The sequence below is a fragment of the Devosia chinhatensis genome, from assembly GCF_000969445.1.
In the GTDB taxonomy this organism is placed as follows: Bacteria; Pseudomonadota; Alphaproteobacteria; order Rhizobiales; family Devosiaceae; genus Devosia; species Devosia chinhatensis.
On the sequence record NZ_JZEY01000061.1, the window covers coordinates 504,283 to 526,338 of the forward strand.

Below are 22,056 nucleotides of genomic sequence, written 5' to 3' on the forward strand. Positions count from 1 at the left end.
CCGGCGAAAGCCCCCATTTGCATGTCCATCACGCCACTACTTTTCGATTCTGCACAGATTGCCTCCAATTTGGCGCGCCGACCCGATCACGCCAATTTCGTCCGCGACCTGGTGGTGGAGGATCTCGCCGATCGCCTCGGAACCTATCGGCGGACATTTACCAGCGCCGTTCTGATCGGCCCCGATGCCCAGCTGCTGCCGCAGCGCTTTGCCACCGCCGATGCCCCAATAGACATGCAGCGGATCGAGGCTTTTGACGGCCGGGAATTTCCTGCCATCCCCGATGGCCTGCACGATCTTATCGTGTCGCTTCTGCACCTGCAGGCCGTCAATGACGTGCCTGGACATCTCGCCCGGCTGCGCAAGAGCCTGCGACCCGATGGTCTCTTCATGGCCGCTTTCTTGGGCGGAGAGAGCCTGACGGAATTGCGTGAGGCTTTTCTCTCGGCCGACGTCACCATATCGGGCGGCGCGTCGGCCCGCGTAGCACCCATGGCACAGGTGCGTGATGCCGGTGCCCTCTTGCAGCGCGCTGGCTTTGCCTTGCCTGTGGCCGATGTCGAAACTCACCGCGTCCGCTATGCTACGCCGTTCGCCTTGATAGCTGAACTGAAGCGTCTCGGCGCATCCAACCCACTGGCCGATCGCAGCCGGCGCTTCGCCACCCGCACACTGATATCGGCCGCGGCGCAAGCTTATGCCGCGCATGATAGCGATACCGATGGCCGCGTTCGCGCCACGCTGGAAATCGTCTGGATCGCCGGCTGGGTGCCCCATGAAAGTCAGCAGAAACCCCTGCGGCCGGGAAGCGCCAAGGTCAGCATGACCGATTTCCTCAGGCCCGGCGAAACGCGCCAGCCATGACGCCGAGCCTTCCCGGTCGAGAGATCGTCATCGTCGCCGGCTCAGGCAAAACCAGTCTTGCCAAAGTGCTGGCGCAGCGGCCCCGCGCTGCGCCCGTCTCCACAGGCAAGACAAGGACCCAGCGCGTACCAACACCATATGTAGGCGGTTGATGGGCTAACCCATGACCAGGCCCACGCTACCCTGATTGCACCAATTGAAAGCCAAGCATATCGTCTGCAACAAGGCGAGGAATCAGCAATGACGCAATGCAAGGTTGTGCGGGGAGGCGAAGCCTTTCACGGCAAGCAGGGTATGGATTATTTCTCCGGCATATCGGCCCAAAGCGCAGGCTCGACGGGCCTGTGCCTTCACATGCTGGTCCTACCCCCTGGCGGCAAGGCCAAGCCGCATTATCACGCGCACCACGAGACAGCGATCTTCCAGCTCGAAGGCTCAACGTCCTTCTACCATGGACCCAACCTCGAATTTCTCGACGAGGTTCATGAAAGCGATTACGTCTATATTCCGGCCGGCATCCCGCATCAGCCTTTCAATGCCACGGAGCAGACCGCCCGAGCCCTGATTGCGCGCACCGATCCAAACGAACAGGAAAGTGTTGTTTTGCTGCCCGAGGCGATGAGCAGGCTCTGATTACCGCTGCCTGCGCACGGGAAAGCACGTCCCTAAGAAAAGAGGCCGGTGATCGCACCGGCCTCATTCAATTTCGTCCTTAGAAGCGCCTTACGCAGCTTCCTCGTCGCTTTCTTCGGCAGCATCCGCCTTGGTGCGCTTGGGGCTCTTGGCCAGTTGCTTCTCGATGAGCTGAACGGCCTCGGTCAGGGTCAGTTTGCGCACCGAGCCCACTTCGCGGCTCATGCGATCCATTGCCTGCTCGAACAGCTGGCGTTCCGAATAGGACTGCTCTGGCTGCTCCTCGGACCGGTAGAGGTCGCGAACCACTTCAGAAATAGCGATCAGGTCGCCGGAATTGATCTTGGCTTCGTATTCCTGAGCGCGACGCGACCACATGGTGCGCTTGACGCGGGCACGGCCGGTGACGGTGTCGAGGGCCTTCTTGATCTCGTCTTCCTCGGCCAGCTTGCGCATGCCGACAGACTTGACCTTGGCCACGGGAACGCGCAGGGTCAGCTTGTCCTGCTCGAAGCTGATGACGAACAGCTCCAGGGTCAGACCGGCGACTTCCTGCTCCTCGATGGCGACGATCATGCCGACGCCATGGGCGGGATAGACGACAAATTCGCCCGTCTTGAACCCGAGCCGCTGCTGCTGCTTCTTGGCTACCATATGCTGGAACTCCTTATTGACGCCCCAAATGGCAAGTTCCTTGCGGGAAGGTCCTGCCATTTCTACTCGTTGACGCCCGATACGGGGCGCTTACTGCGCAGTAAAGCCTCACGCCGTCCGGGTCCGCTTGTCCGGAACGCCTTGATAAACAGGAATGTCTGTCAAAAAAATCGTGCCTTGCGGCACGGGCTGGGTGACGGGCTTAACTGCATATGGTGGGACCATAGCACATTTTTTCAGCAAAATCAAAAGGAACGAATCAACCCAGCGCGAGCGGGCCGCCCTTCGGCAGCCTGATGTGACAACAGCGTGGCAATGACTTGCCCAACAGCGTCGGCAAGCGAACGAAAAGCGTCTGGCGTCAGTCGCCTTCGCCGGGCTCCTCGGAGAAATACTTGCCCAGCTTGCCGTCTTCGCCGTCCTTGCTCTTGGCATCGGACAGAGGCTCGCGGCGCTCCGTCAGGTTCGGCCAGATGGTCGAGAATTTCCGGTTGAGTTCAAGCCATTCATCCAGCCCGCTCTCAGTATCCGGCTTGATGGCTTCGGCCGGGCATTCCGGCTCACAGACGCCACAATCGATGCACTCGTCCGGGTGGATCACCAGCATGTTCTCGCCTTCATAGAAGCAGTCCACCGGACACACTTCCACGCAGTCGGTATATTTGCAGGCAATGCAATTGTCGGTGACGATATAGGTCATTCTGGCAGACAATCCCGTCCAAACGCGGCCGATCCTTGGGAAAATCAGCCACCGGTCTCAACGGGAAGGGTGCTAAACCCTTTTCTTGCTCGCTGCAAGTGCAAGGCGGGGCCGGTCCGGCGCGGTTTGACGCTATGGGGAAAAGCTCGGCGGGACGGCTGCAAAGCGCGGCTCACCCTGCTCGATAGCGAAACACCAGATCCCGTGGGTCCTGCCCAACGGCCTGCACGTCTAGAACCCCGCCAAGTCGTTGAGCAAGGGCAATGGAGCGGGCATTTTCCGGATCGCAATAGCTGACTAGGTGGTGGATGGTGAGGGTGCCGAACGCCCACGCCCGCAGGGCGGACGCCGCCTCAAAGGCATAGCCATGCCCCTCGTAACCTTCATAGAGCAGCCAGCCCAGCTCTTTTTCTGGAAACAGCGGACCATGATTGATGCCGACCTGACCCAGGCAGGCGCTATCCCCGCGCCGCTGGATCATCAGGCAGCCATGCCCGAACAGCGCCCATTGGGCAACGTCATTGGTGAACATGCCCCAAGCAGATCGAAGATCGTAGGGGCCACCCATGAACCGGGCGCGATCGGACATCATCAGCGCCCGATAATTCTCGAAGTCTGCCATCACCATAGGCCGCAATTCCAGCCTCTGGGTTACAATCGTGGGGACATCAGTCATCGTCGCCGTCAATCAGCCGATCGGTTTCGCGGCGTTGCTTCTTGGTGGGCCGACCGCTACCCGGCGCCCGTTCAGCGATGGCGGCATCATAGGCAGAGCGCTCACCCTTTGGGGGCATAGGTGGAGACATATCCTCGTATAGCCCCTGAGCCTCGCTGGCCGGGCCCCGCCGCGTGCCCGGATCGAGAATGCGCCACACAAGGATGCGGCCATGCAATGACATCGTCAAAACATCACCAGCACCAACCTTATGATCCGTACGTTCGGTTTTCTCCGAATTGATCCGAATGGCGCCCGACTCGATGATCTTTTGCGCCAGTGTCCGCGATTTGACAGCGCGAGAAAAAAACAGGAACCGGTCGAGCCGCTCCTTGCGGAGGCTCTCGCCCAGCCCTGTCAAATTCTACTCCGACTTGCCGCGCAGGGCGGCGAGAGCTGCAAAAGGGCTATCAGGATCAAAGACCGGCTTGCGCTCCTCGCGGGGCGGTCGGCGATCGGTGCGCTCACCCTTGTCAGGGCGGGTCCGCCGTTCCTCCTCGCGCCCCTTGCCATGCGCAGCTCTGCCCCCCTGCGGGCGTTCGTTGCCCTCTGGACGCTTACCGCGATTGGCGTTCTGGCGCGAGCGTTCGTTGCGGCGCCCCGGCTGCCCTTCGCCATCGGCGTCGCGACGGCCGCGAGGTTCGTGGCGGCGCTGATCATGATTGCGGCGTCCCGGAAACCAGACCTCGTCCATCTCCGGCTCGGACGACACGGGCTGGGTTGCAGCAGCATCTGCGGGCGCCGCATCAGGCACGGCTCCTTCGATGATGGGGAGCGCAACAACTGTCTCGTCAGCTTCGACGGCAGGCTCGACGCTCGCTGGACTGTCTTCCAGCACCTGGTCCAGCGCCGCGGCTTCGGCGGACGCATCGGCAGGCGCAATGGGAGCCGCCGGTTTGGGTGTCCGACGGACGCGATATCCCAGGGACGTCAGTATCGAGGAAAAATCATCGCCCGAGCAGCCCAACAGACTGGTCATCTCCACGGTCACGCGGAACCCATTGCCATCGGCGGCGCCGGCCGGCAGGTCCCCGGCATAGGGACGGGCCGCATCGAGGGCGATGAGGGGGCGGATGATGTCGGCCAGCCGTTCCAGGATGTCGATGCGCACGGCGCGTTTGCCCGCGACCTTGAAGCCGGCAATTTCATAAAGGCGGGTATCGACTTCCGGATCAACCAGGAACGAGGTGCGACCGGATAGAACGATGTGGGGAATATCGGTCACGCCTGCCTGGCGGATGCCACCATGCTTGAGCGCGAACAGCACCAGCGCAAGCTCACGCGGTGCGGGCTTGAGCGAAAGCGGCAGATAGATGTGGTAAGCGCCGAACTTGATACCCAGTTTGCGCAGCTTGCCGCGCACGTCCTGATCGAGACCTTTGACATCGTCAGCGACGTCGTGGCGCGGCAGCAGCCCCAGATGCTCGAACAGGCGGTAGGCCAGACCGCGGGCCGTGCCTTCCAGGTCTACAGGAGCCTCGAGGGCCATGATTGGCTCGAGGACGGTATTGATGTGGTGCCGAAGCCAGAGCATCAACCGATCCTGAACCTTCTCCAGGTCCGGGCCAGTCAGCGTTTCGTCGGCCAGAATAATGATGCGGGGGCGATAGAGGCTATCGCCTTCGGCCAGTTCCGCGACGATTTCGCCGCGCCAGCGCAACCGACCATCTGTCGCCAACACGAATTCTTCATTTGGCGAACCGGCCAGTCTTCCGGCACGATTGTGTATCTCTGGCGCGACCACGGAATCGGCGGCGCCCCGCAGACCCTTGGCATCGAGCTCGCCATCGTTGCGAGCCAGGGAGAAGCGGAAGCCTTCAAGCGTGCCGATGAGGTGGCCTTCCAGCCGCACTTCGCCTTGGCTATTGATTTCGGGAGATACCATACGTTTGTCTTTCAGATGGCGGAGCAGCACGCTTGTGCGCCGGTCGACGAAGCGCTGGGTAAGACGCTCGTGCAGAGCGTCACTCAGGCGGTCTTCAATGTCCCGTGTCTTTTCGCGCCAATAAGTAGGGTCTTCAAGCCAGTTTTTGCGGTTCGCGACAAAGGTCCAGGTCCGGATCTGCTTGATCCGATTGCTGAGTGTGTCAATGTCGCCCTCCGCATTGTCGCAAAACCGGACCTGCTCGGCAATCCAATCCTCGTCGACCCGTGTAATTCGTCTCAAATCCGAGAAGATTCGGGTCACAATCTCCCCGTGCGCTGCCGGTGAGATGCCCTGATAGTCAGGAATCTGGCAACATTCCCAGAGCAGTTTGACCGCTTCATGGCCGCGCGCCAAGGCTCCGGCCTCGTTGCGCGCCAGAAACTCCAGGGCCATTTGGTCGGTGGCGATTGGCACGCGGGTCAGCGTTCTGTCCTGCGGGGAAACTTCGAGTGACCCGCGTAGCCGCTCGATGGAAGAAAAATCGAGCACCGAATTGCGCCATTGCACCTGCCGCACAGGCTCGAAATCGTGGGTCTCGAGCTGCACGACGAGTTCTTCGTCAAAATTCTCTGTGCCCCCGGTCACCCCAAATGTCCCGTTATGGCGATGCCGCCCGGCTCGACCGGCAATCTGGCCGAGCTCGGACGGTGTCAGCGGGCGGCTCTGATGGCCATCGAACTTGGTATCGTCGGCAAAGGCGACGTGGTGGATATCGAGGTTGAGACCCATACCGATGGCATCGGTAGCAACGAGGAAGTCCACATCGCCATTCTGATAGAGGTCAACCTGGGCATTGCGGGTGCGTGGCGAAAGCGCTCCCATCACCACCGCCGCACCACCGCGTTCGCGTCGGATCAGTTCGGCAATGGCGTAAACCTGGCGCGCCGAAAAGGCGACGATCGCGGAGCGGGCCGGCTGGCGGGAGAGCTTCTTCGAGCCCGAATAGGTCAGCTGGGAAAAGCGCGGCCGATCGATGATCTCAGCGTGTGGGATAAGCTTTTTGACGACCCCCGCCATTGTGGCGGAACCCAGCAAGAGCGTTTCGTGAAACCCGCGGGCCTTGAGGATACGGTCGGTGAACACATGGCCGCGATCGAAATCGATGGCGGTCTGAATCTCGTCCACGGCCACGCAATCGACATGAATGTCCATCGGCATGGCTTCGACCGTCGCAACCCAATAGCGCGGCTTTGCAGGCACGATACGCTCTTCCCCGGTAACAAGAGCGACCGCCTGCTCTCCCACCCGCTCCACCACGCGTTGGTAGACTTCGCGCGCAAGCAGGCGCAGCGGCAGACCGATCATCCCCGTCGGATGAGCCAGCATGCGCTCGATGGCGAAATAGGTCTTGCCGGTATTGGTCGGCCCAAGAATGGCCTTGACCAAATGGGAGGGTGCGAAAGTCATCGCCCCCTATGTAGTCGTTCCCGCGCTCGCTTGCGAGGCCCACAGCAGGCGTCCCGACAAAAGACACCAAATGCCACTTTTCTGCCACCCGTGTTAACGTCGGGAACAAAAATTGAACGAAACAGCATCGAATCGGCGCGACCAAGCAAATCCGCTTTCGTTCTCTACGAGATATGGTGCGCTATGACGATGTCGACCCACAAGCGGGAGGAACGCCTGGCTTAAATGGGTAGAAACGCCTTCACAGGCCTTGCTAAACCCTTAATTTTTGTCATTTGCGGTGAAATGTGAACGCGCGGTAAATAGACTGGGGTATCGAATTTTGTTGGCCTTCACATCGAGTTCGCGGATTTGTGGCGCGTTTTTCACCGGGGCTTGACGAAATACCGTATTGACGTGCCAGACCGGGACAAATTCCTCCTGACACAGTCCGTCAGCTCCACACGCGATAAAGCGAAAAAGGAGCCGCAAATGTCAGTTTTTAACCCTACTGCCCTCCCCGCAACGATCGCAGCTTATTTCGCCACCTCAGGCAATCGTGCTGCGATAGACCTGTTTGCGCGCGAAGCAGCCGTTGTTGACGAGGGCGAGACACATACCGGTCTTGAGGCGATCACCTCGTGGCTCGACAGCGTCGAGCGTCGCTACAGACCTCGCTACGTTCTTCAGGATGCAAGCCGTAGCGGAACCGGACATACTGTCACCTTTGAGGTGTCAGGCACATTTCCCGGCAGCCCCGCCATTCTTCGGCAGCACTTCGAGCTCAATATGGACGGCAAGATCCGGCTTTTGCGCACGCTTTGAAATGTATCATGCCGGGACAAATGATGAGCCATCGTGTCCATCGGAGTAATTTCCGGCACAAAGCAGGAACGAACACGGTCTGAATCATTACCTCGGGAGCAATCCGGTTTTGTTCACCACCATATCTGGTGGCGGTCCCTGAGTGATACCACCAGCTTTCCTCGGCGGAGCACCTGCGCTGCTTCAAACCATTTATATCTATGAATTTTCGGTTAAATTTGCTCGCACAACCGGTTTCCTGCCAATCCATTGTCAAACAGAAACACAAATGCGCCACAGCCGTTAACCGGCAAGTGGCGCATTATCCCCAGTCCAAAGACGTAAAATTGTCAAAAAAGGCTTTGACCGTCCGAAAGTGGGACAGGTCTACTCGGCGCGGGCCGTCGTTAGCACCATGGACATATCGCCCATGCTGGTGCCGATATTGACCCGATAAGGCACGAAATATCCAGAAGCGCCCAGCGGCGCGTACCAGACGATGATACGGCTTGTGTCCGCCAGGTATTGCGTCATCTCCGACGTCTCGAAGTGACCGGACACCGGACGGTATTTTACGGAACAGGCTACGAGAGGCCCCTGGTAGCCCGTGCGCGGAGACGTGGCTTCGTCCTGTGACAGGAAACCCATGTCGATATTGAACCGCTCGACACCTGTGAAAATGCGGAAGTCGCGATCGCAAAGATTGCGGTCCAATCCCTGGCCCTTGAGGACAAAGGACGAAAGGAAATCGGCCACCCCGGTCAGATGGGTCCGCTCCAGCGGTATCCGGTCATAGGAATCCAGAACCGGCGGCGTCACCTGGAAGGAGGAGACGTCGCGCCCCGCAAAGCCGACCTCTACGTTGAAGGTCTCGCCATTGGCGCGTGTTTCGAGCTGGAAGCGTTCCGATTGCAGCGCGGCACCGCTCGACGACCCACTGACGCTGGCTTTTGCCGTGCCGCTTGCCACCACGTTGCCCAAGCCGGTGACCCGCGCAGAAACATCGAAACCGTAACGGGCGCCGTCATCTTCGAAGTCGATGTCGATCAGGGCAATATTGATACCGCCAACGGTCACCACATAGCTGACCCGCGCATCCACGGGCGCAGACAGGGCGGGCTGGGCGACCAGTGGCATGGCCAAAGCAAGGCAGGTGAAGGCAGAACGGATCACGGCAGGGTTCTCGGCAGCTTGCGCCTGCCGGAGACGCTGGCCGGGCAGGAACGAATCACATCAAGCGACAACCGTGCCGATCCCTCGAGCGACGCGCAAGCCGCTCTCAGCCCCGTGAGCCGGCCTTTAGCTTGACGAGGCCGCCCCTTTTCTCTAAAGAGCCGCGAGATTTCACCACAATCGAGGCCCGTAGCGGACGTCTCCGCCACGCAGGACCTTTACACAAACAGGATATCGAAAATGGCACGTCGCTGCGAACTGACCGGTAAGGGCGTCATGGTGGGCAACAATGTTTCCCACGCTCTCAACCGCACCCGCCGCCGCTTCCTCCCCAACCTCATCAACGTCACGCTGATCTCGGACGCGCTGAACCGTTCGGTCAAGCTGCGCATTTCGACCTCGGCCCTGCGCACCGTGGAGCACCGCGGTGGCCTGGACGCCTTCCTGCTCAAGCAGGATGACGCCGACCTGTCCCCCCTGGCTCTCGGTATCAAGAAGGAAATCCGCGCGGCCCTCGCGGCCTAAGCGACTTCCGCCAAGCAGTTCCAGCCGCGTGGTGGGTCGTCACCGCGCGGCTTTGTTTTATTCGCCGATTTACACCTCAGGCTTGACCCGAGGGCTGCTTATCGGAGATGAATCGGCCAAGTTGATGCCCTGCTATGAAGTCCGCTAGGGACATCAACAGGGGTGCTTGTCCCTTACTCAACCGTACGGTGCTCTGGTCTTCTGCCGGCGGCACCCCAACTTAGGTACAGTCTGATGCTGTCTCGCCTGCTTGTGGCGCTCGTCGCCATGGTGGCCGTCGTCGCCGCCTCCAATTTCCTCGTGCAGTTTCCCGTGGACTTGACCCTGGGTGGCGTCCATATTGGCGACATCCTGACTTGGGGTGCCTTTACCTATCCTGTCGCCTTCCTCGTCACCGACCTCTCCAACCGCGCCTTCGGCCCGCAAAAGACCCGGCTGATCGTAATTGCCGGCTTCTGCGTGGCGGTCATCATCTCCATCTGGCTGGCGACGCCGCGCATCGCCGTCGCGTCGGGCACCGCTTTCCTTGTGGCGCAGATGCTCGATGTCTCCATCTTTCACCGCCTGCGCAACGGCGCCTGGTGGCATGCTCCGATGTTCTCCTCGCTGGCAGGATCGGTGCTGGACACGGTCCTCTTCTTCTCCATCGCCATGGCCCCGGCCTTTGCCGGCATCGATGCCTTCTTCGGCATGGAAGATACTTCGCTTGCCTTCCCCGCGCCCCTGCTCGGCATCGGGCCGGACGTTGAGCTGTGGCAGAGCCTGGCTCTGGGCGATTTCCTCATAAAGCTGGTCATGGCCGTTTTGATGCTCGCGCCTTACAAGACCATCCGCGATCTTGTGCTCAAGCGCATGCCCTTGGCGGCGTAAGCCGTCATCTGCTGGCGATCGTCATTGCCGGGGTCTTCCCGGTAATGACACCGGACAGAGCGCCCACGACTTACTCCTGGAGCGCAAATTCCAGGATCATGTTGCGTTGCCAGCCGTTGAAATTGTTATCCGAGCCCATGAGGATGCGCCATTCGCCGCCGGGACTTTGATGCACCATCAGGCTTTCCATGTTGTCGATCTCCGGACCCTGCGCAGAAAGCAGCAATTCGCCGCGCATCAGGACACCGGGCTGCACATCTTCGGCGCGAACTCGCCTCAGGTTCATTACGAAACTGAACAGCGATACCCCCCGCTCAAGCACCAAAAGGTCGCCATTGGGCAGGAACGCGCAATCGGTGGGATTGACGATGGGACTGTTTACGTACGTGAACGGGCCCTTGTCGTTAATTCCCAGCATCTCGCCGCGATGATTTCCGTCCGCGTCCAGGGCCTCCTCGGTGATGAGGATCGTGGACCCTGCGACGGGTGATGCGGGCGGCGCGATGCAGACCGACTCGATGGATTCGTTCGTCCGTAGATCGGTAAGCCACTGCGGAATGGGCACTTCGCGCGCAGCGCCGCCGGGACGCCCATCGGTGACGGAAAAATCAGCGACCCGGGTCAAATGCTCGAACCCTACCCGCACGCCGACCGGAACGCCGTCGCGCCAGATCGTATCCATACCCTCGGCGTCACGTGCATATTGGCGAGGCAGCGGTTGCCCGGAAGAATTCTGGATCGGCTCAATGGTCACGCCGATGAAGCCGAACAGACGATCGGCCTCATCATAGGCCAGTTGGCCCGACACGAAGTGGCCGCGATCGGTGACAAAGGCGATGCGTTGATTGTCTCCGGTCTGGGTAACGCTGGAAAGGCCACCGAACGTATCGTCGGGACTTTGCAGCGTCATGCCACCGCGAAAGATCAGCTTGTCGATGGGTTGGTCGAGGTCGATATTCCTGAAACGGGAAATCTGCGCCGCACTCACCGTTGCCTCTACCGCGTGGACCGGGCTGGCCAGGCAAAGAAGCACCAGGGCGAAAGCGGCCCGTTCCATCATCCCCGCGTCCGCCGCCGTGCTTGGGCCGGCAATTCCTCATCGAACAGCGAGGCCAGCTCGTCCGTCAGAGCGCCGGCCAGTTCCTCGGCATCGAGCAGCGTCACCGCCCGCCGGTAATACCGGGTTACGTCGTGTCCGATGCCCACTGCCACGAGCTGGATCGGCGAACGGGTTTCGATATCCTCGATCACCTGGCGAAGATGAGCTTCGAGATAATTGCCTGCATTGACGCTCTGGGTGCTGTCATCCACCGGGGCGCCATCGGAAATCACCATCAGAATGCGACGTTGCTCGGGGCGCGCCATCAAGCGCTTGCGGGCCCATTCGAGCGCCTCGCCGTCAATGTTCTCCTTGAGCAGGCCTTCGCGCATCATCAGGCCCAGATTGCGCCGTGCATGCCGCCAGGGCTCGTCGGCGGCCTTGTAGATGATGTGACGGATATCGTTGACGCGGCCAGGATTGGCCGGGCGATTGGCTTCGAGCCAGGCTTCACGGCTCTTGCCGCCCTTCCAGGCGCGAGTGGTAAAACCCAGAATCTCGACCTTGACCCCGCAACGCTCCAGTGTGCGCGCGAGAATGTCGCCACAGATCGCTGCAATCGTGATCGGCCGACCGCGCATGGAGCCGGAATTGTCGATCAGCAAAGTCACCACCGTGTCGCGGAAATCGGTGTCGTTCTCAACCTTGAAGGAGAGCGCCTGCAGCGGATCGGTGACCACCCGGGTGAGACGCGCCGTATCCAGCAGCCCTTCCTCGAGGTCGAATTGCCAGCTCCGGTTCTGCTTGGCCATCAGGCGACGTTGCAGCTTGTTGGCCAGCCGGGCAACAGCCCCGGCGAGGTTCTCGAGCTGCTTGTCGAGCAGGGCACGCAGCTGGTCGAGTTCGTCAGGCGGGCACAGCTCGGCGGCCTTGACGATTTCGTCAAACTTGGTGGTGAACACCTTGTAATTGAATTGGTTGGAAAGCTGTGTGCCGCCATCCTTGGCGGGCGGCGGCATGGGCGCATCTTCGCCCGCTTCGGTCTCGGCGTCCTCGTCGGCATCGGCCATGTCGGCCTCCATGCCCTCGACGTCGCCGGTCTCTTCGCTCTCGCCGGCCTGCTGATCGTCTTCGCTCTCGGACTGTTCGTTCTCGCCGTCGCCTTGCTCGGGCGATTGATCGGAACCCTGCGCCTGCTCGGGCTGGCTGTCCTCGGCGCTTTCCTCCTCGCCGTCCGATGGTTCTTCCATGTCGCTTTCGGCGATCAGGTTCAGGTCGCGCAGCACCGCCTTTGCGGCGCGGGCGAAATCGTCCTGGTTCTCATAGGATGAGAGCAGGCCATCGAGCGACGTGGATGCCTTCGCTTCGATCTCCTTGCGCCAGAGTTCGACCAAGGCATGACCGGACGGCGGCACGGCAACGCCGGCAAGCTTCTCACGCAGCATAAGGCCAAGAGCCTCGGCCAGCGGGGCGTCATCCTTGGCTCCGACCTCGGCAAAATTAGCCCGAAACAGCCGGTCTTCCAGCATCTCGTGGATATTGCCGCCCATGCCGGGCATCCGGATGACGCCGAGCGATTCCACTCGTGCCTGTTCCAGTGCGTCAAAGGCGGCGCGGGCCTGGGGATCCATGGGAGACCGCTTGCGGTGGCTGTCTGGATCGTGGCTGGCGAGGCGCATGGCCATCGCATCGCCCTGTCCGCGCGCGACGGCGATGTCCCGCTTGGTGGGCAAACGAGGCAGATTGGCCAGCCGGGCCTTGTCCGACGTCAGCAAGGGACGGTCGGCGGTAAAGCTGACTTCCAGTTCTGGCTTGCCGCCAATGGCACGCACCGTCGCGCCCATGGCCGATTTGAAGGCCTGGGTCTGGTCGGGCTTGTTCGGCTTGCTGCGCGGGGGGTGTGCCATAAATCTTATCCCGGAAGACCCCTGAACCATCCTGCCTCTGGGGACGAGAAGGAAGCTCGGCGTCTGGACGGCCACCGCGTGCCCTTCGCCATTTTGGGGAGAAGGTGGCCCGCAAGGCCGGATGAGGGGTCTCCCGGCTGGGCCGGGAGCAGTTACTTAAGCCATCACTGCCAGGTTGGCGGAGCTTTCGGGCAGGTCTTCGCCGAACACGCGCTGATAGAACTCAGCCACTACTGGGCGTTCAAGTTCGTCGCACTTGTTGAGGAAGGTCAGCCGGAAGGCAAAGCCGATATCGCCACCGAAGATCACGGCATTTTCGGCCCAGGTAATGACACCGCGAGGGGACATGACGGTGGAGATATCGCCGTTGATGAAAGCCGAGCGGGTCAGGTCCGCCAGGCGCACCATGTTGGACACTTGCTTGCGACCCTTGTCGCTCTCGCCATAGGCCTTGTTCTTGGCGAGGACGATCCCGACCTCCTTGTCATGCGGCAGGTAATTGAGCGTCGTGACAATGCTCCAGCGATCCATCTGGCCCTGGTTGATCTGCTGGGTGCCGTGATAAAGACCTGATGTATCGCCCAGGCCGATCGTGTTGGTGGTCGAAAACAGGCGAAAAGCCGGATGCGGCACGATCACGCGGTTCTGGTCCAGAAGCGTGAGCCGGCCGGACTGCTCGAGCACACGCTGGATCACGAACATCACGTCCGGGCGCCCCGCATCATATTCGTCGAAGACCAGAGCGACATTGTTCTGCACTGCCCAGGGCAGGATGCCATCGCGGAATTCGGTGATCTGCTTGCCGTCCTTGAGGACGATCGCGTCCTTGCCCACGAGGTCGATACGCGACACATGACTGTCCAGGTTGACGCGGACCAGCGGCCAGTTGAGACGCGCCGCGACCTGCTCGATATGAGTGGACTTGCCAGTGCCGTGATAGCCCTGAACCATGACACGGCGATTGAACGCGAAACCGGCCAGAATGGCGAGTGTCGTATTGCGATCGAACAGGTAATCGGGGTCGATCGGCGGCACATGGCTGGTGCGATCCTTATAGCCCTTGACCACCATGTCGGTGTCGATGCCGAACAGATCCCGCGCCTTGTATTCGGTATCGGGCATATTGGCGAATTCGGTCATGGCAGGGCTCTTGGATCAGGAAAAAAGCTTGAGGAAGGCGCAGGCTCTATAGCAGCATTGTGACAGGCCGGGTAGCCTCGGCTTGGTGCGCCCCGGTGCCGGCAGGGCATGGCTTATCGAAGCACGAAACCGGTTTTCTTCAGGTGGGTATAGGCGGCAATTACCGAGCGCAGCCGCTCCTCGGACGAGGCATCCCCGCCATTGACGTCAGGATGATGTTTCTTGACCAGCGCCTTGTAGGCAGCCTTGATGTCGTCGGACTTGGCATGTTTCGTGAAGCCCAGCGTTTCGAGCGCGCGGCGATCCTGCTCATTGAGCGGCTTGACCCGCTCGGTCGCCGGGCGTTTGGACTGCTGGTAGCGATAGCGTGCGAAAACCCCGAATGGGTCGCCATATTTCTCACCTGGCTGGGCGGCTTGCCGGCCTGCCGCGCGCGCGGCACCCGCACTGCCCGTGGCAAAACTGGATCGGGTCTCGGCCTTGGGCGGGGAATGCAGGGCCTCGTCCAGTTCGTCCGGGCTCATGCCGGCAAAATAGTTGAAGGCCTTGTTGTAGTGCCGAACATGCTCAAGGCAGAAATTGTGATACTGCCCCTCCGAGCGCACGCCCTTGGGCGCCCGGTATTCTCCGGGCTCCTCACAGCCTACCCAGTCGCATTTGATCGTCACGACCTCGGGCTTCTCCTCCCGGCGCGGACGGACACGAATAGAATCGAAAAGCTTGGATTGCGGTTTCATTGCGCCTAGGTGTGCCTACAAACAAAAATGCGGAGCCGATCCCATGTCCATGACGGACACTATTCGAGACAAACTCACCGAACAATTCTCGCCCCTCCATCTGGAGGTCATCGACGAATCCGAAAGCCATCACGGTCATGGCGGCTGGCGGGAGGGAGGTGAAACCCATTTTCGTGTCAGAATCGCGACCCGCAATTTTGACGGGATGAGCCGCGTTGCGCAACACCGTGCGATCATGGCGGCGCTTGACGAAGAGTTGAAGGTGTCCGTCCATGCGCTCGCCATCGAGGTCGTACCAGCGCCCTGACTCAGGCCAGCGGCTCGATCCGGACCCGCGAGACCCTCTGACGCTCCCGTTCCAGTACCAGGAAACGGAAACCATGCGCGCTCACTTCGTGGCCGGGCTCGGGGATCAGCTTGGCCGCGGTGATGACGATGCCCGCCACCGTATTTGCGTGGTCATCGGGCAAGTTCCAGTCGAGCAGGCGATTGATATCGCGAATGGCGATGCTGGCGTCGATCTCGTAGCTGCCATCGGCGTTCTTGCGGATACCGAACACGGCCTCGTCATCAGGCTCGTCATGTTCGTCGGAAATATCGCCGACAATTTCTTCAATGATGTCCTCGAGGGTCACCAGCCCCTCGAGCACGCCATATTCATCCAGCACCAGCGCCATGTGCGAATGGCGCTTCAGGAAAGCGGCCAGTTGCACCTGCACTGAAGTCGATTGCGGGATGAACCAGGGCTTGGCCATGATCCGGGCAATATCGAGCTGGCTGGCATCGCCATTGGCGGCCATCAAGGCCCGTAAAACGTCCTTGGCATGCAGGATGCCCACGATATTGTCGCTCTCGCCCTCATAGAGCGGGATCCGGGTATAGGCGCTTTCAAGAACGGCGCGAACCAGGTCGTCGACGGGCTGGCGCACGTCGAGCGCAGTCATTTGTGTGCGGTGCACCATGACATCGCTCACCGCCAGATCCTTGAGATCGAGCAACCCGCCCATCATGTCACGGTCGCCTTTGACCACTTCCCCTTCCGAGTGGAGAAGGTCGAGGGTACCGCGGATTTCATCGTGCCCGGATACGGCGCTGACATGGGCCGCATCGAGCCCGAAGCGTTTCAGGATGAAATTGACGATCGCCTGCACCGCCAGCGTTACCGGCGCGAACACCACAACCACCACCCTGATGACCGGCGCCACCGCCAGTGCGAAACTGTCAGGCCGCATCAATGCCAGTGTTTTGGGCAGCACCTCGGAAAAGATCACCACTGCCGCGGTCATGGCAATGGTTGCATAGGCGATGCCAGCCTCACCGAAAAGCGCGATAAGGACGCTGGCTGCCAGCGTTGAGGCGAGAATATTGACGACATTGTTGCCCAAGAGGATGGCACCGATCAGCCTTTCCTTCTCCCGCGTCAGGCTTTCGACCAGAATGGCACGCTTGTCGCCGCTCCGCGCCAATTGATGCATGCGCGCTCGCGACGCGGCCGTCAGCGCTGTTTCCGAACCGGAAAAGAAAAAGCTCATGGCCAGCAGCACAATGATACCGGCGGAGGTTAGCCAGAGGGAAACGGTCATTGGCCTCGCATTTCATCAAGGAAGGAGCGGATAGTTGCCGGATCGACATTTTTCTCGATGAAGGCCTGACCGATACCGCGCGTAAGAATGAAAGTAAGGGCGCCGCGCTGGACCTTCTTGTCCTGCGCGATAGCGGCCATCAGGGTATCGGTGGAACCGAGCGTCCCGGCAATGTCGCCCAATGTGGTGGGCAGACCGGCACGCTTCAAGTGCGCTTCGACCCGTCCGGCATCCTGGCCGGGGGCCAGACCCTGCCGGGTCGAATAGCGGTGAGCCAGCACCATTCCGATACTGACCCCCTCTCCATGCAGCAGCCTGTCGGAATATCCAGTGTCTTTTTCCAGAGCATGCCCGAATGTGTGGCCGAGATTGAGCAAGGCCCGAACGCCTTGTTCTTTTTCGTCTTCGATGACCACCCTGGCCTTGTGTGCGCAGCAGCGAGCCACCGCCTCGCCGCGCGCCGGGCCACCCGAGAAGATCTCGTCGAGATGAGCATCGAGCCAGTCGAAGAATTCAGGGTCGTCGATCAGGCCATATTTGGCAACTTCCGCGTAACCTGCTGCAAATTGACGTCGATCAAGCGTATCGAGCGCAGAAAGATCGGCGAGCACGAGCAGAGGTTGATGAAAGGCGCCCACCAGATTTTTGCCATGCGGCGAATTGATGCCGGTCTTACCGCCAACGGAGGAGTCTACCTGCGCCAGAAGCGAGGTCGGCATCTGGATAAAATCCATGCCGCGCCGCGTGATGGAGGCGGCAAAGCCCGCCAGGTCCCCGATGACACCCCCGCCCAGGGCGATCACCAGGTCGCCGCGCTCGAGCCGTGCGGCAAGCAGCCCCTCCACCACACTTTCCAGCATTTGATAGCTTTTGGTGCCTTCACCGGCAGGTACGGTGATGACGGCATAGTCGAGCCCGGCGGCCTCGAGCCCCGCGACAAGAAGTGGTAATTGCGTGCGTGCCACATTATCGTCGGTGACGATGCCGTAACGGCGGCCGGGAAAGCGCTCGGCGAGGATTTTGCCGGCCTCGGCGATAAGTCCGGGCCCGATCAGGATATCATAGGCCCGCTCGCCGAGCGCGACGTGAACTACGTGGTCGATTGCAGTCATGAGCGGTCCTGGCTTTGCTTGAGATGGGCGAGCACCGCAGCGATCACGTCACCCGTCACATCGTCCTGCGGCACGTCACGGCTGAGCACCGTGACATCGGCCTCGGCATAGATGGGATAGCGTTCGGCGACGAGGGCCTCGAGCGTGGCGCGCGGGTTGGCGGTCCGCAGCAACGGCCGATTGGCGCGCCGCGACACGCGTTCGAACAGCACATCCACGTCGGCCTTGAGCCAGACGGATAAAGCCTCGGCCTTGACCAGGCCGCGTGTCTCGGCATTGGCGAACGCTCCGCCGCCCGTTGCCAGCACGATATTGGTTTCCTTAAGCAGCCGGGCAATGACCCGCATTTCGCCGGCACGGAACTCGGCCTCGCCACGCTGTTCAAATATCTCCGGGATGGTCATCTGCGCCGCGCGTTCGATCTCTTCGTCGCTGTCGACGAATTGACGGCCGAGCCGGCTGGCCAGGCGGCGACCGACCGTGGTCTTGCCTGCTCCCATCATTCCCACAAGCACAAGCGGCTTTTCGGCAAGCCTCTTGGCCAATGCCCGAGCGCGGCCCTGCCGCGATCCGCCGTCCGTCCTGCTCACTCGCCGCGCCCCCTGATCATCGTCGCTATCAAGCGGTCCTCGCCTGCACTGTCAAGCCGAACGGCTTGATCGCCAGCCGCATTTCCGCAAGATGAGCCTCAGGAACGCGATGGCAACCTTTTGCCATTAACATTGGCCGAACGCGCAAATCGGGACGACCATGCCAACTCTTTTTCGCCTGCTCATCACCGTGTTGTTTCTCGCAGGGCTCGCCTATGCCGGCATGTTCGCGCTCGTGACTTTTGTGGATGTTGAGCCGCGCGAAGTCAGCCAGCGCATCCCGACCCGCGACCTTCTGGGAGAAACCGGTGCACCCGGTGGTGGCGGCACCATTCTGCCCCAGCCCAATGTCACCACGCCCACCAGCCCGGCCGAAGGCCAATGAGCGGCGGCCACCTCATCGCGGCCTTTCTCGAGATGATGAGCGCCGAGCGGGGCGCAGCGGCCAATACGCTCGACGCTTATGGCAGAGACCTCGCAGATTACTCGGCCTTCGTGACCGCACGAGGCCAGTCGCTGCTCAATTGCCCTCGCGAAACGGTCCTCGCCTGGCTGGATGACCTAAAGGCCCAGGGGCTGTCGGCATCGTCGTCCGCAAGACGACTTTCGGCCATCCGCCAATTCCATAAATTTCTCTGTGCCGACAATCTGCGTGGTGACGATCCGACCCGGATCGTTTCGAGTCCCAAGACGCGCCGCCCGCTGCCAAAGGTGCTGTCCGTAAGCGAAGTCGACCGTTTGTTGGCCCTGGCGGAAGCCGAGGCCGAAACGGCGGATAGCGCCGCGCAGCAAGTGTCGGCGCGACGCCTCTATGTCCTGCTTGAAATGCTCTACGCCACGGGCCTGCGCGTTTCCGAGTTGGTGAGCCTGCGGCGGGCCGCCGTCATGCGGGATGCGTCCTTCCTCACTGTGACCGGCAAGGGCAACAAGGAGCGCATCGTGCCCATGAACGATCGCGCCCGTGATGCCATCCGCATCTGGCTCAAGGATCTGCCGCCTGGCCCCTACCTGTTCCCGGCAAAAGGAGAGGATGGCTATCTGTCCCGGCAGGTCTTCGCCCGCGATCTCAAGGCATTGGCCGCGCGCGCCGGCATCTCCACGGCGAGGGTCGCACCACACGTCCTGCGCCACGCTTTTGCCAGCCATCTTCTGGCAGGAGGTGCCGATCTGCGCGTCGTGCAGATGCTGCTTGGCCACGCCGATATTTCTACCACCCAAATCTATACGCACGTTCTGGACGAAAAGCTGCGCAATCTGGTGGAGACTCATCATCCTTTGGCCAATGGATGAACTACCCGGCCATCCCCATTAAAACCTATCCTTTTTCCCGCCGAACCTTGACTCCGCGTTGCGCCCTCGCCACTTTCCGGCCACTTTAGGGCGCAACAGCAGCGCCGCGCATGCGCGCGAAAACTCAGACCCGAACGGGCGGTGGGATGCAGTCTTATCTCGATTTTGAAAAGCCGGTTGCCGATCTCGAAGCAAAGATCGTGGAACTCAAGTCCCTTGCGGCCAACGATTCGGCCGTGTCCATCGACGAGGAAGTCAACCGCCTCTCCGCGCGTGCCGACGAGGCGCTGGTCGAGATTTACCGCAAGCTGACCCCCTGGCAGAAGACCCAGGTCGCCCGCCATCCGCAACGGCCGCATTTCTCCGACTATGTGAAGTCGCTGATCACCGAATGGCAACCCCTCGCCGGTGACCGCAAGTTCGGTGAAGACGCCGCGCTACAGGCAGGATTTGGCCGCTTCAACGGCGAGCCGGTCGCCATTCTGGGCCAGGAAAAGGGCAATTCCACCGAAACCCGCCTCAAGCATAATTTCGGCATGGCCAATCCGGAAGGCTATCGCAAGGCGGTTCGCATCATGGAAATGGCGGACCGATTCTCTATTCCGGTGATTTCCTTTGTCGATACGGCCGGCGCCTATCCAGGCATCGGCGCTGAAGAGCGCGGTCAGGCCGAGGCCATTGCGCGCTCCACCGAGAAGGGTCTCGAACTGGGCGTTGCCAATCTCGCCATCATCATCGGCGAAGGCGGCTCGGGCGGCGCGATTGCCATTGCCACGGCCAATCGCGTGCTCATGCTCGAAAACGCCATTTACTCGGTGATTTCCCCCGAAGCTGGCGCCTCGATCCTGTTCCGGGATGCGGGCCGGGCTCAGGATATGGCGACAGCCCAAAAGATCACCGCCCAGGACCTCCTGGGCTTTGGCGTCATCGACGCCATTATCCCCGAGCCGGCCGGTGGGGCCCATCGTCACCATGGCGCGATCATGGATTCCGCACGCGCGGCAATTGCCGGCTTCCTCAAGGATTTCAGCGGAAAGTCGCGGCTCGAAACGCGGGAACATCGCCGCGAAAAATTTCTGGCCATCGGCACCAATCTATAGTGTGAGCCAGACACCATTGTCTGAGGGATCGCGGCAAAGTCGGCGCGATCCTTTTTTTTTGCGCGCGCCCTCGCGATCACAATTGTCGTGAAGACAGGAGTTTCCGGGGCCTGCACGCGCATGGTAAAGGCTTCATTCACTGCCTTGGGTCATTTTGCGTAAACCAGGCCCTGGAGAGGGCACCAACGCTTTTTCCGGACCTGCTATCCCGTGTCTGCATCCTTCTTCCACCGCCTTGGCGCCTTTGTGATTCTGGTCTGGCTGGCTGTTGGGCTCGCCGCCTGTTCCAGCTTCGTCAAGGGCGGCGACAATCGCCACAATATCCCCCTGTCCAGCACTCTGGTCGCGGCGTTGCGCAGCATCGATTCATCGCCCGGCGCGGGCATGGTGGTGCGGATTTTCAAGAAGGAAGAAGTGCTCGAGGTGTGGAAGCGCTCGAGTTCGGGACAATATCGTCTGCTCAAGACTTACGAAATCTGCTCCTACTCTGGCGATCTTGGCCCCAAGTTCAAGGAAGGCGATCGACAGAGTCCGGAGGGCTTTTATACGATCTCACCCGGCCTGATGAACCCGAAATCGGCCTATTACCTGGCTTTCAATACGGGCTTTCCAAACAAGTTCGACCGCTCTCACGGACGTACCGGCTCAAATCTGATGGTTCATGGCGATTGCAAGTCCGTGGGCTGTTACGCCATGACCGATGCTGGCATAGCCGAGATTTACGCGCTGGCCCGCGAGACCTTCAAGGGTGGCAATCCAAGCTTCCAGCTGCAGATTTTCCCCTTTCGCATGACCACGGCCAATCTTGCCCAGGAGGCAACCAACCCGCATTTCGATTTCTGGAAGAACATCAAGGACGGCTATGATTATTTCGAGCTGACAAAGACTCCTCCGGTCTGGGACGTGTGCGAACAGCGCTACATCTTCAATCCAGCCACCAATGCTCCCCTCGACGCTTTGGGCGCCTGTCCCCCGGTCGTCGCCAATGCTGCGGTAACCGCCAGGCAGCAGGCTGACAATGCCGCCCTCGCCAATCAGGCCGACGCCATCCGCAAGGCGGCAGAGAGACAGGTCGCCGAGCAGGAGGCGGTCCGACAACGCGGCGCAGCGGTGAGCGGCTTCTTCTCGGGCATTGGCTCAGTGTTCGGCGGCACCCCCGCTCAACCCGCTATCGCCACGCCAGTGATGAACGGCGATCCTGCCAGCATGCCGACGCCGGAGAGCCAGCGACCGTGATTTTGCCAAGGCCCAAGTTCAGCCGCACTTTGGTGGGATGGCCCGCCTGAATCAAAAATCGGGAGATGCGT

Annotated in this window: 23 protein-coding genes; 10 read left to right on the forward strand and 13 right to left on the reverse strand. The window is 60.8% G+C overall.

Annotated features, from left to right (window positions below; translation table 11 throughout):
• Positions 1-21: 21 nt before the first annotated feature.
• A complete protein-coding gene (locus VE26_RS12760; RefSeq protein ID WP_046105609.1) occupies positions 22-864 on the forward strand; it encodes a hypothetical protein in 843 nt (280 codons plus the stop codon).
• Positions 865-1,104: 240 nt separating this feature from the next.
• Complete coding sequence (locus VE26_RS12765) at positions 1,105-1,497, forward strand: cupin domain-containing protein (RefSeq protein ID WP_046105610.1); 393 nt, start codon at positions 1,105-1,107, stop codon at positions 1,495-1,497.
• Positions 1,498-1,587: 90 nt separating this feature from the next.
• Here VE26_RS12765 and VE26_RS12770 read toward each other — a convergent pair whose 3' ends face one another.
• The 5 genes from VE26_RS12770 to VE26_RS12790 form a co-directional block, all read right to left on the reverse strand.
• The gene (locus VE26_RS12770; protein ID WP_046106325.1) at positions 1,588-2,151 is read right to left on the reverse strand and encodes a CarD family transcriptional regulator; all 564 of its coding nucleotides are present in this window, start codon (positions 2,149-2,151) and stop codon (positions 1,588-1,590) included.
• A 361-nt stretch (positions 2,152-2,512) separates the two neighbouring features.
• On the reverse strand, positions 2,513-2,851 hold the full coding sequence (gene fdxA, locus VE26_RS12775) for a ferredoxin FdxA (RefSeq protein ID WP_046105611.1): 339 nt from the start codon (positions 2,849-2,851) through the stop codon (positions 2,513-2,515).
• A 172-nt stretch (positions 2,852-3,023) separates the two neighbouring features.
• A complete protein-coding gene (locus VE26_RS12780; RefSeq protein WP_046105612.1) occupies positions 3,024-3,527 on the reverse strand; it encodes a GNAT family N-acetyltransferase in 504 nt (167 codons plus the stop codon).
• Positions 3,520-3,927: an RNA-binding S4 domain-containing protein gene (locus VE26_RS12785; protein WP_244465699.1), complete on the reverse strand. Its 408-nt coding sequence runs from the start codon at positions 3,925-3,927 to the stop codon at positions 3,520-3,522. Before VE26_RS12785 ends, VE26_RS12780 begins: the two co-directional genes overlap by 8 nt.
• 3 nt (positions 3,928-3,930) lie before the next feature.
• A complete protein-coding gene (locus VE26_RS12790) occupies positions 3,931-6,900 on the reverse strand; it encodes a helicase-related protein (RefSeq protein WP_046105613.1) in 2,970 nt (989 codons plus the stop codon).
• 471 nt (positions 6,901-7,371) lie between these two features.
• Here VE26_RS12790 and VE26_RS12795 point away from each other — a divergent pair, with 471 nt between their 5' ends.
• Positions 7,372-7,704, forward strand: a complete 333-nt coding sequence (locus VE26_RS12795; RefSeq protein ID WP_046106327.1) for a nuclear transport factor 2 family protein — start codon at positions 7,372-7,374, stop codon at positions 7,702-7,704.
• 366 nt (positions 7,705-8,070) lie between these two features.
• Here the strand turns inward: VE26_RS12795 and VE26_RS12800 are convergent, their stop codons facing one another.
• Complete coding sequence (locus VE26_RS12800; RefSeq protein ID WP_152658842.1) at positions 8,071-8,856, reverse strand: DUF3108 domain-containing protein; 786 nt, start codon at positions 8,854-8,856, stop codon at positions 8,071-8,073.
• A gap of 240 nt (positions 8,857-9,096) precedes the next feature.
• On the opposite strand from VE26_RS12800, the gene rpmB reads away from it, so the two are divergent.
• Both rpmB and VE26_RS12810 read left to right on the forward strand, forming a co-directional pair.
• A complete protein-coding gene (rpmB, locus tag VE26_RS12805) occupies positions 9,097-9,381 on the forward strand; it encodes a 50S ribosomal protein L28 (protein WP_046105615.1) in 285 nt (94 codons plus the stop codon).
• 234 nt (positions 9,382-9,615) lie between these two features.
• The gene (locus tag VE26_RS12810) at positions 9,616-10,251 is read left to right on the forward strand and encodes a VUT family protein (protein WP_046105616.1); all 636 of its coding nucleotides are present in this window, start codon (positions 9,616-9,618) and stop codon (positions 10,249-10,251) included.
• 70 nt (positions 10,252-10,321) lie between these two features.
• On the opposite strand, the gene VE26_RS12815 is transcribed toward VE26_RS12810, so the two are convergent.
• The 4 genes from VE26_RS12815 to VE26_RS12830 form a co-directional block, all read right to left on the reverse strand.
• Positions 10,322-11,311 carry an esterase-like activity of phytase family protein gene (locus VE26_RS12815; RefSeq protein WP_084620427.1) on the reverse strand — a complete coding sequence of 330 codons (990 nt, stop codon included), beginning with the start codon at positions 11,309-11,311 and terminating at the stop codon, positions 10,322-10,324.
• Positions 11,308-13,197: a cobaltochelatase subunit CobT gene (gene cobT / locus VE26_RS12820; protein ID WP_046105618.1), complete on the reverse strand. Its 1,890-nt coding sequence runs from the start codon at positions 13,195-13,197 to the stop codon at positions 11,308-11,310. The genes VE26_RS12815 and cobT overlap by 4 nt, the downstream gene beginning before the upstream one ends.
• A gap of 156 nt (positions 13,198-13,353) precedes the next feature.
• The gene (gene cobS / locus VE26_RS12825; protein ID WP_046105619.1) at positions 13,354-14,337 is read right to left on the reverse strand and encodes a cobaltochelatase subunit CobS; all 984 of its coding nucleotides are present in this window, start codon (positions 14,335-14,337) and stop codon (positions 13,354-13,356) included.
• A 113-nt stretch (positions 14,338-14,450) separates the two neighbouring features.
• On the reverse strand, positions 14,451-15,005 hold the full coding sequence (locus VE26_RS12830; protein WP_244465700.1) for a J domain-containing protein: 555 nt from the start codon (positions 15,003-15,005) through the stop codon (positions 14,451-14,453).
• A gap of 112 nt (positions 15,006-15,117) precedes the next feature.
• Here VE26_RS12830 and VE26_RS12835 point away from each other — a divergent pair, with 112 nt between their 5' ends.
• A complete protein-coding gene (locus VE26_RS12835; RefSeq protein WP_046105621.1) occupies positions 15,118-15,381 on the forward strand; it encodes a BolA family protein in 264 nt (87 codons plus the stop codon).
• A 1-nt stretch (position 15,382) separates the two neighbouring features.
• Here the strand turns inward: VE26_RS12835 and VE26_RS12840 are convergent, their stop codons facing one another.
• The 3 genes from VE26_RS12840 to VE26_RS12850 are packed head-to-tail and all read right to left on the reverse strand — an operon-like array spanning position 15,383 to position 18,359.
• Positions 15,383-16,657, reverse strand: coding sequence for an HlyC/CorC family transporter (locus tag VE26_RS12840; protein WP_046105622.1), 1,275 nt, complete (start codon positions 16,655-16,657; stop codon positions 15,383-15,385).
• Positions 16,654-17,769 (reverse strand): 3-dehydroquinate synthase, encoded by a 1,116-nt coding sequence (gene aroB / locus VE26_RS12845; RefSeq protein WP_046105623.1) that lies wholly within the window; start codon positions 17,767-17,769, stop codon positions 16,654-16,656. Before aroB ends, VE26_RS12840 begins: the two co-directional genes overlap by 4 nt.
• Positions 17,766-18,359: a shikimate kinase gene (locus tag VE26_RS12850; protein WP_046105624.1), complete on the reverse strand. Its 594-nt coding sequence runs from the start codon at positions 18,357-18,359 to the stop codon at positions 17,766-17,768. Before VE26_RS12850 ends, aroB begins: the two co-directional genes overlap by 4 nt.
• 160 nt (positions 18,360-18,519) lie before the next feature.
• Between VE26_RS12850 and VE26_RS19005 the strand changes: the two genes are divergently transcribed.
• The 4 genes from VE26_RS19005 to VE26_RS18260 all read left to right on the forward strand — a co-directional run bounded on the left by VE26_RS19005 (position 18,520) and on the right by VE26_RS18260 (position 21,985).
• A complete protein-coding gene (locus tag VE26_RS19005) occupies positions 18,520-18,744 on the forward strand; it encodes a hypothetical protein (protein ID WP_425283863.1) in 225 nt (74 codons plus the stop codon).
• A complete protein-coding gene (locus VE26_RS12860) occupies positions 18,741-19,649 on the forward strand; it encodes a site-specific tyrosine recombinase XerD (protein ID WP_046105625.1) in 909 nt (302 codons plus the stop codon). Before VE26_RS19005 ends, VE26_RS12860 begins: the two co-directional genes overlap by 4 nt.
• Positions 19,650-19,795: 146 nt before the next feature.
• Positions 19,796-20,749 (forward strand): acetyl-CoA carboxylase carboxyltransferase subunit alpha, encoded by a 954-nt coding sequence (locus tag VE26_RS12865; protein ID WP_046105626.1) that lies wholly within the window; start codon positions 19,796-19,798, stop codon positions 20,747-20,749.
• A gap of 210 nt (positions 20,750-20,959) precedes the next feature.
• Positions 20,960-21,985 carry a L,D-transpeptidase family protein gene (locus VE26_RS18260; protein WP_200897248.1) on the forward strand — a complete coding sequence of 342 codons (1,026 nt, stop codon included), beginning with the start codon at positions 20,960-20,962 and terminating at the stop codon, positions 21,983-21,985.
• Positions 21,986-22,056 lie beyond the last annotated feature (71 nt).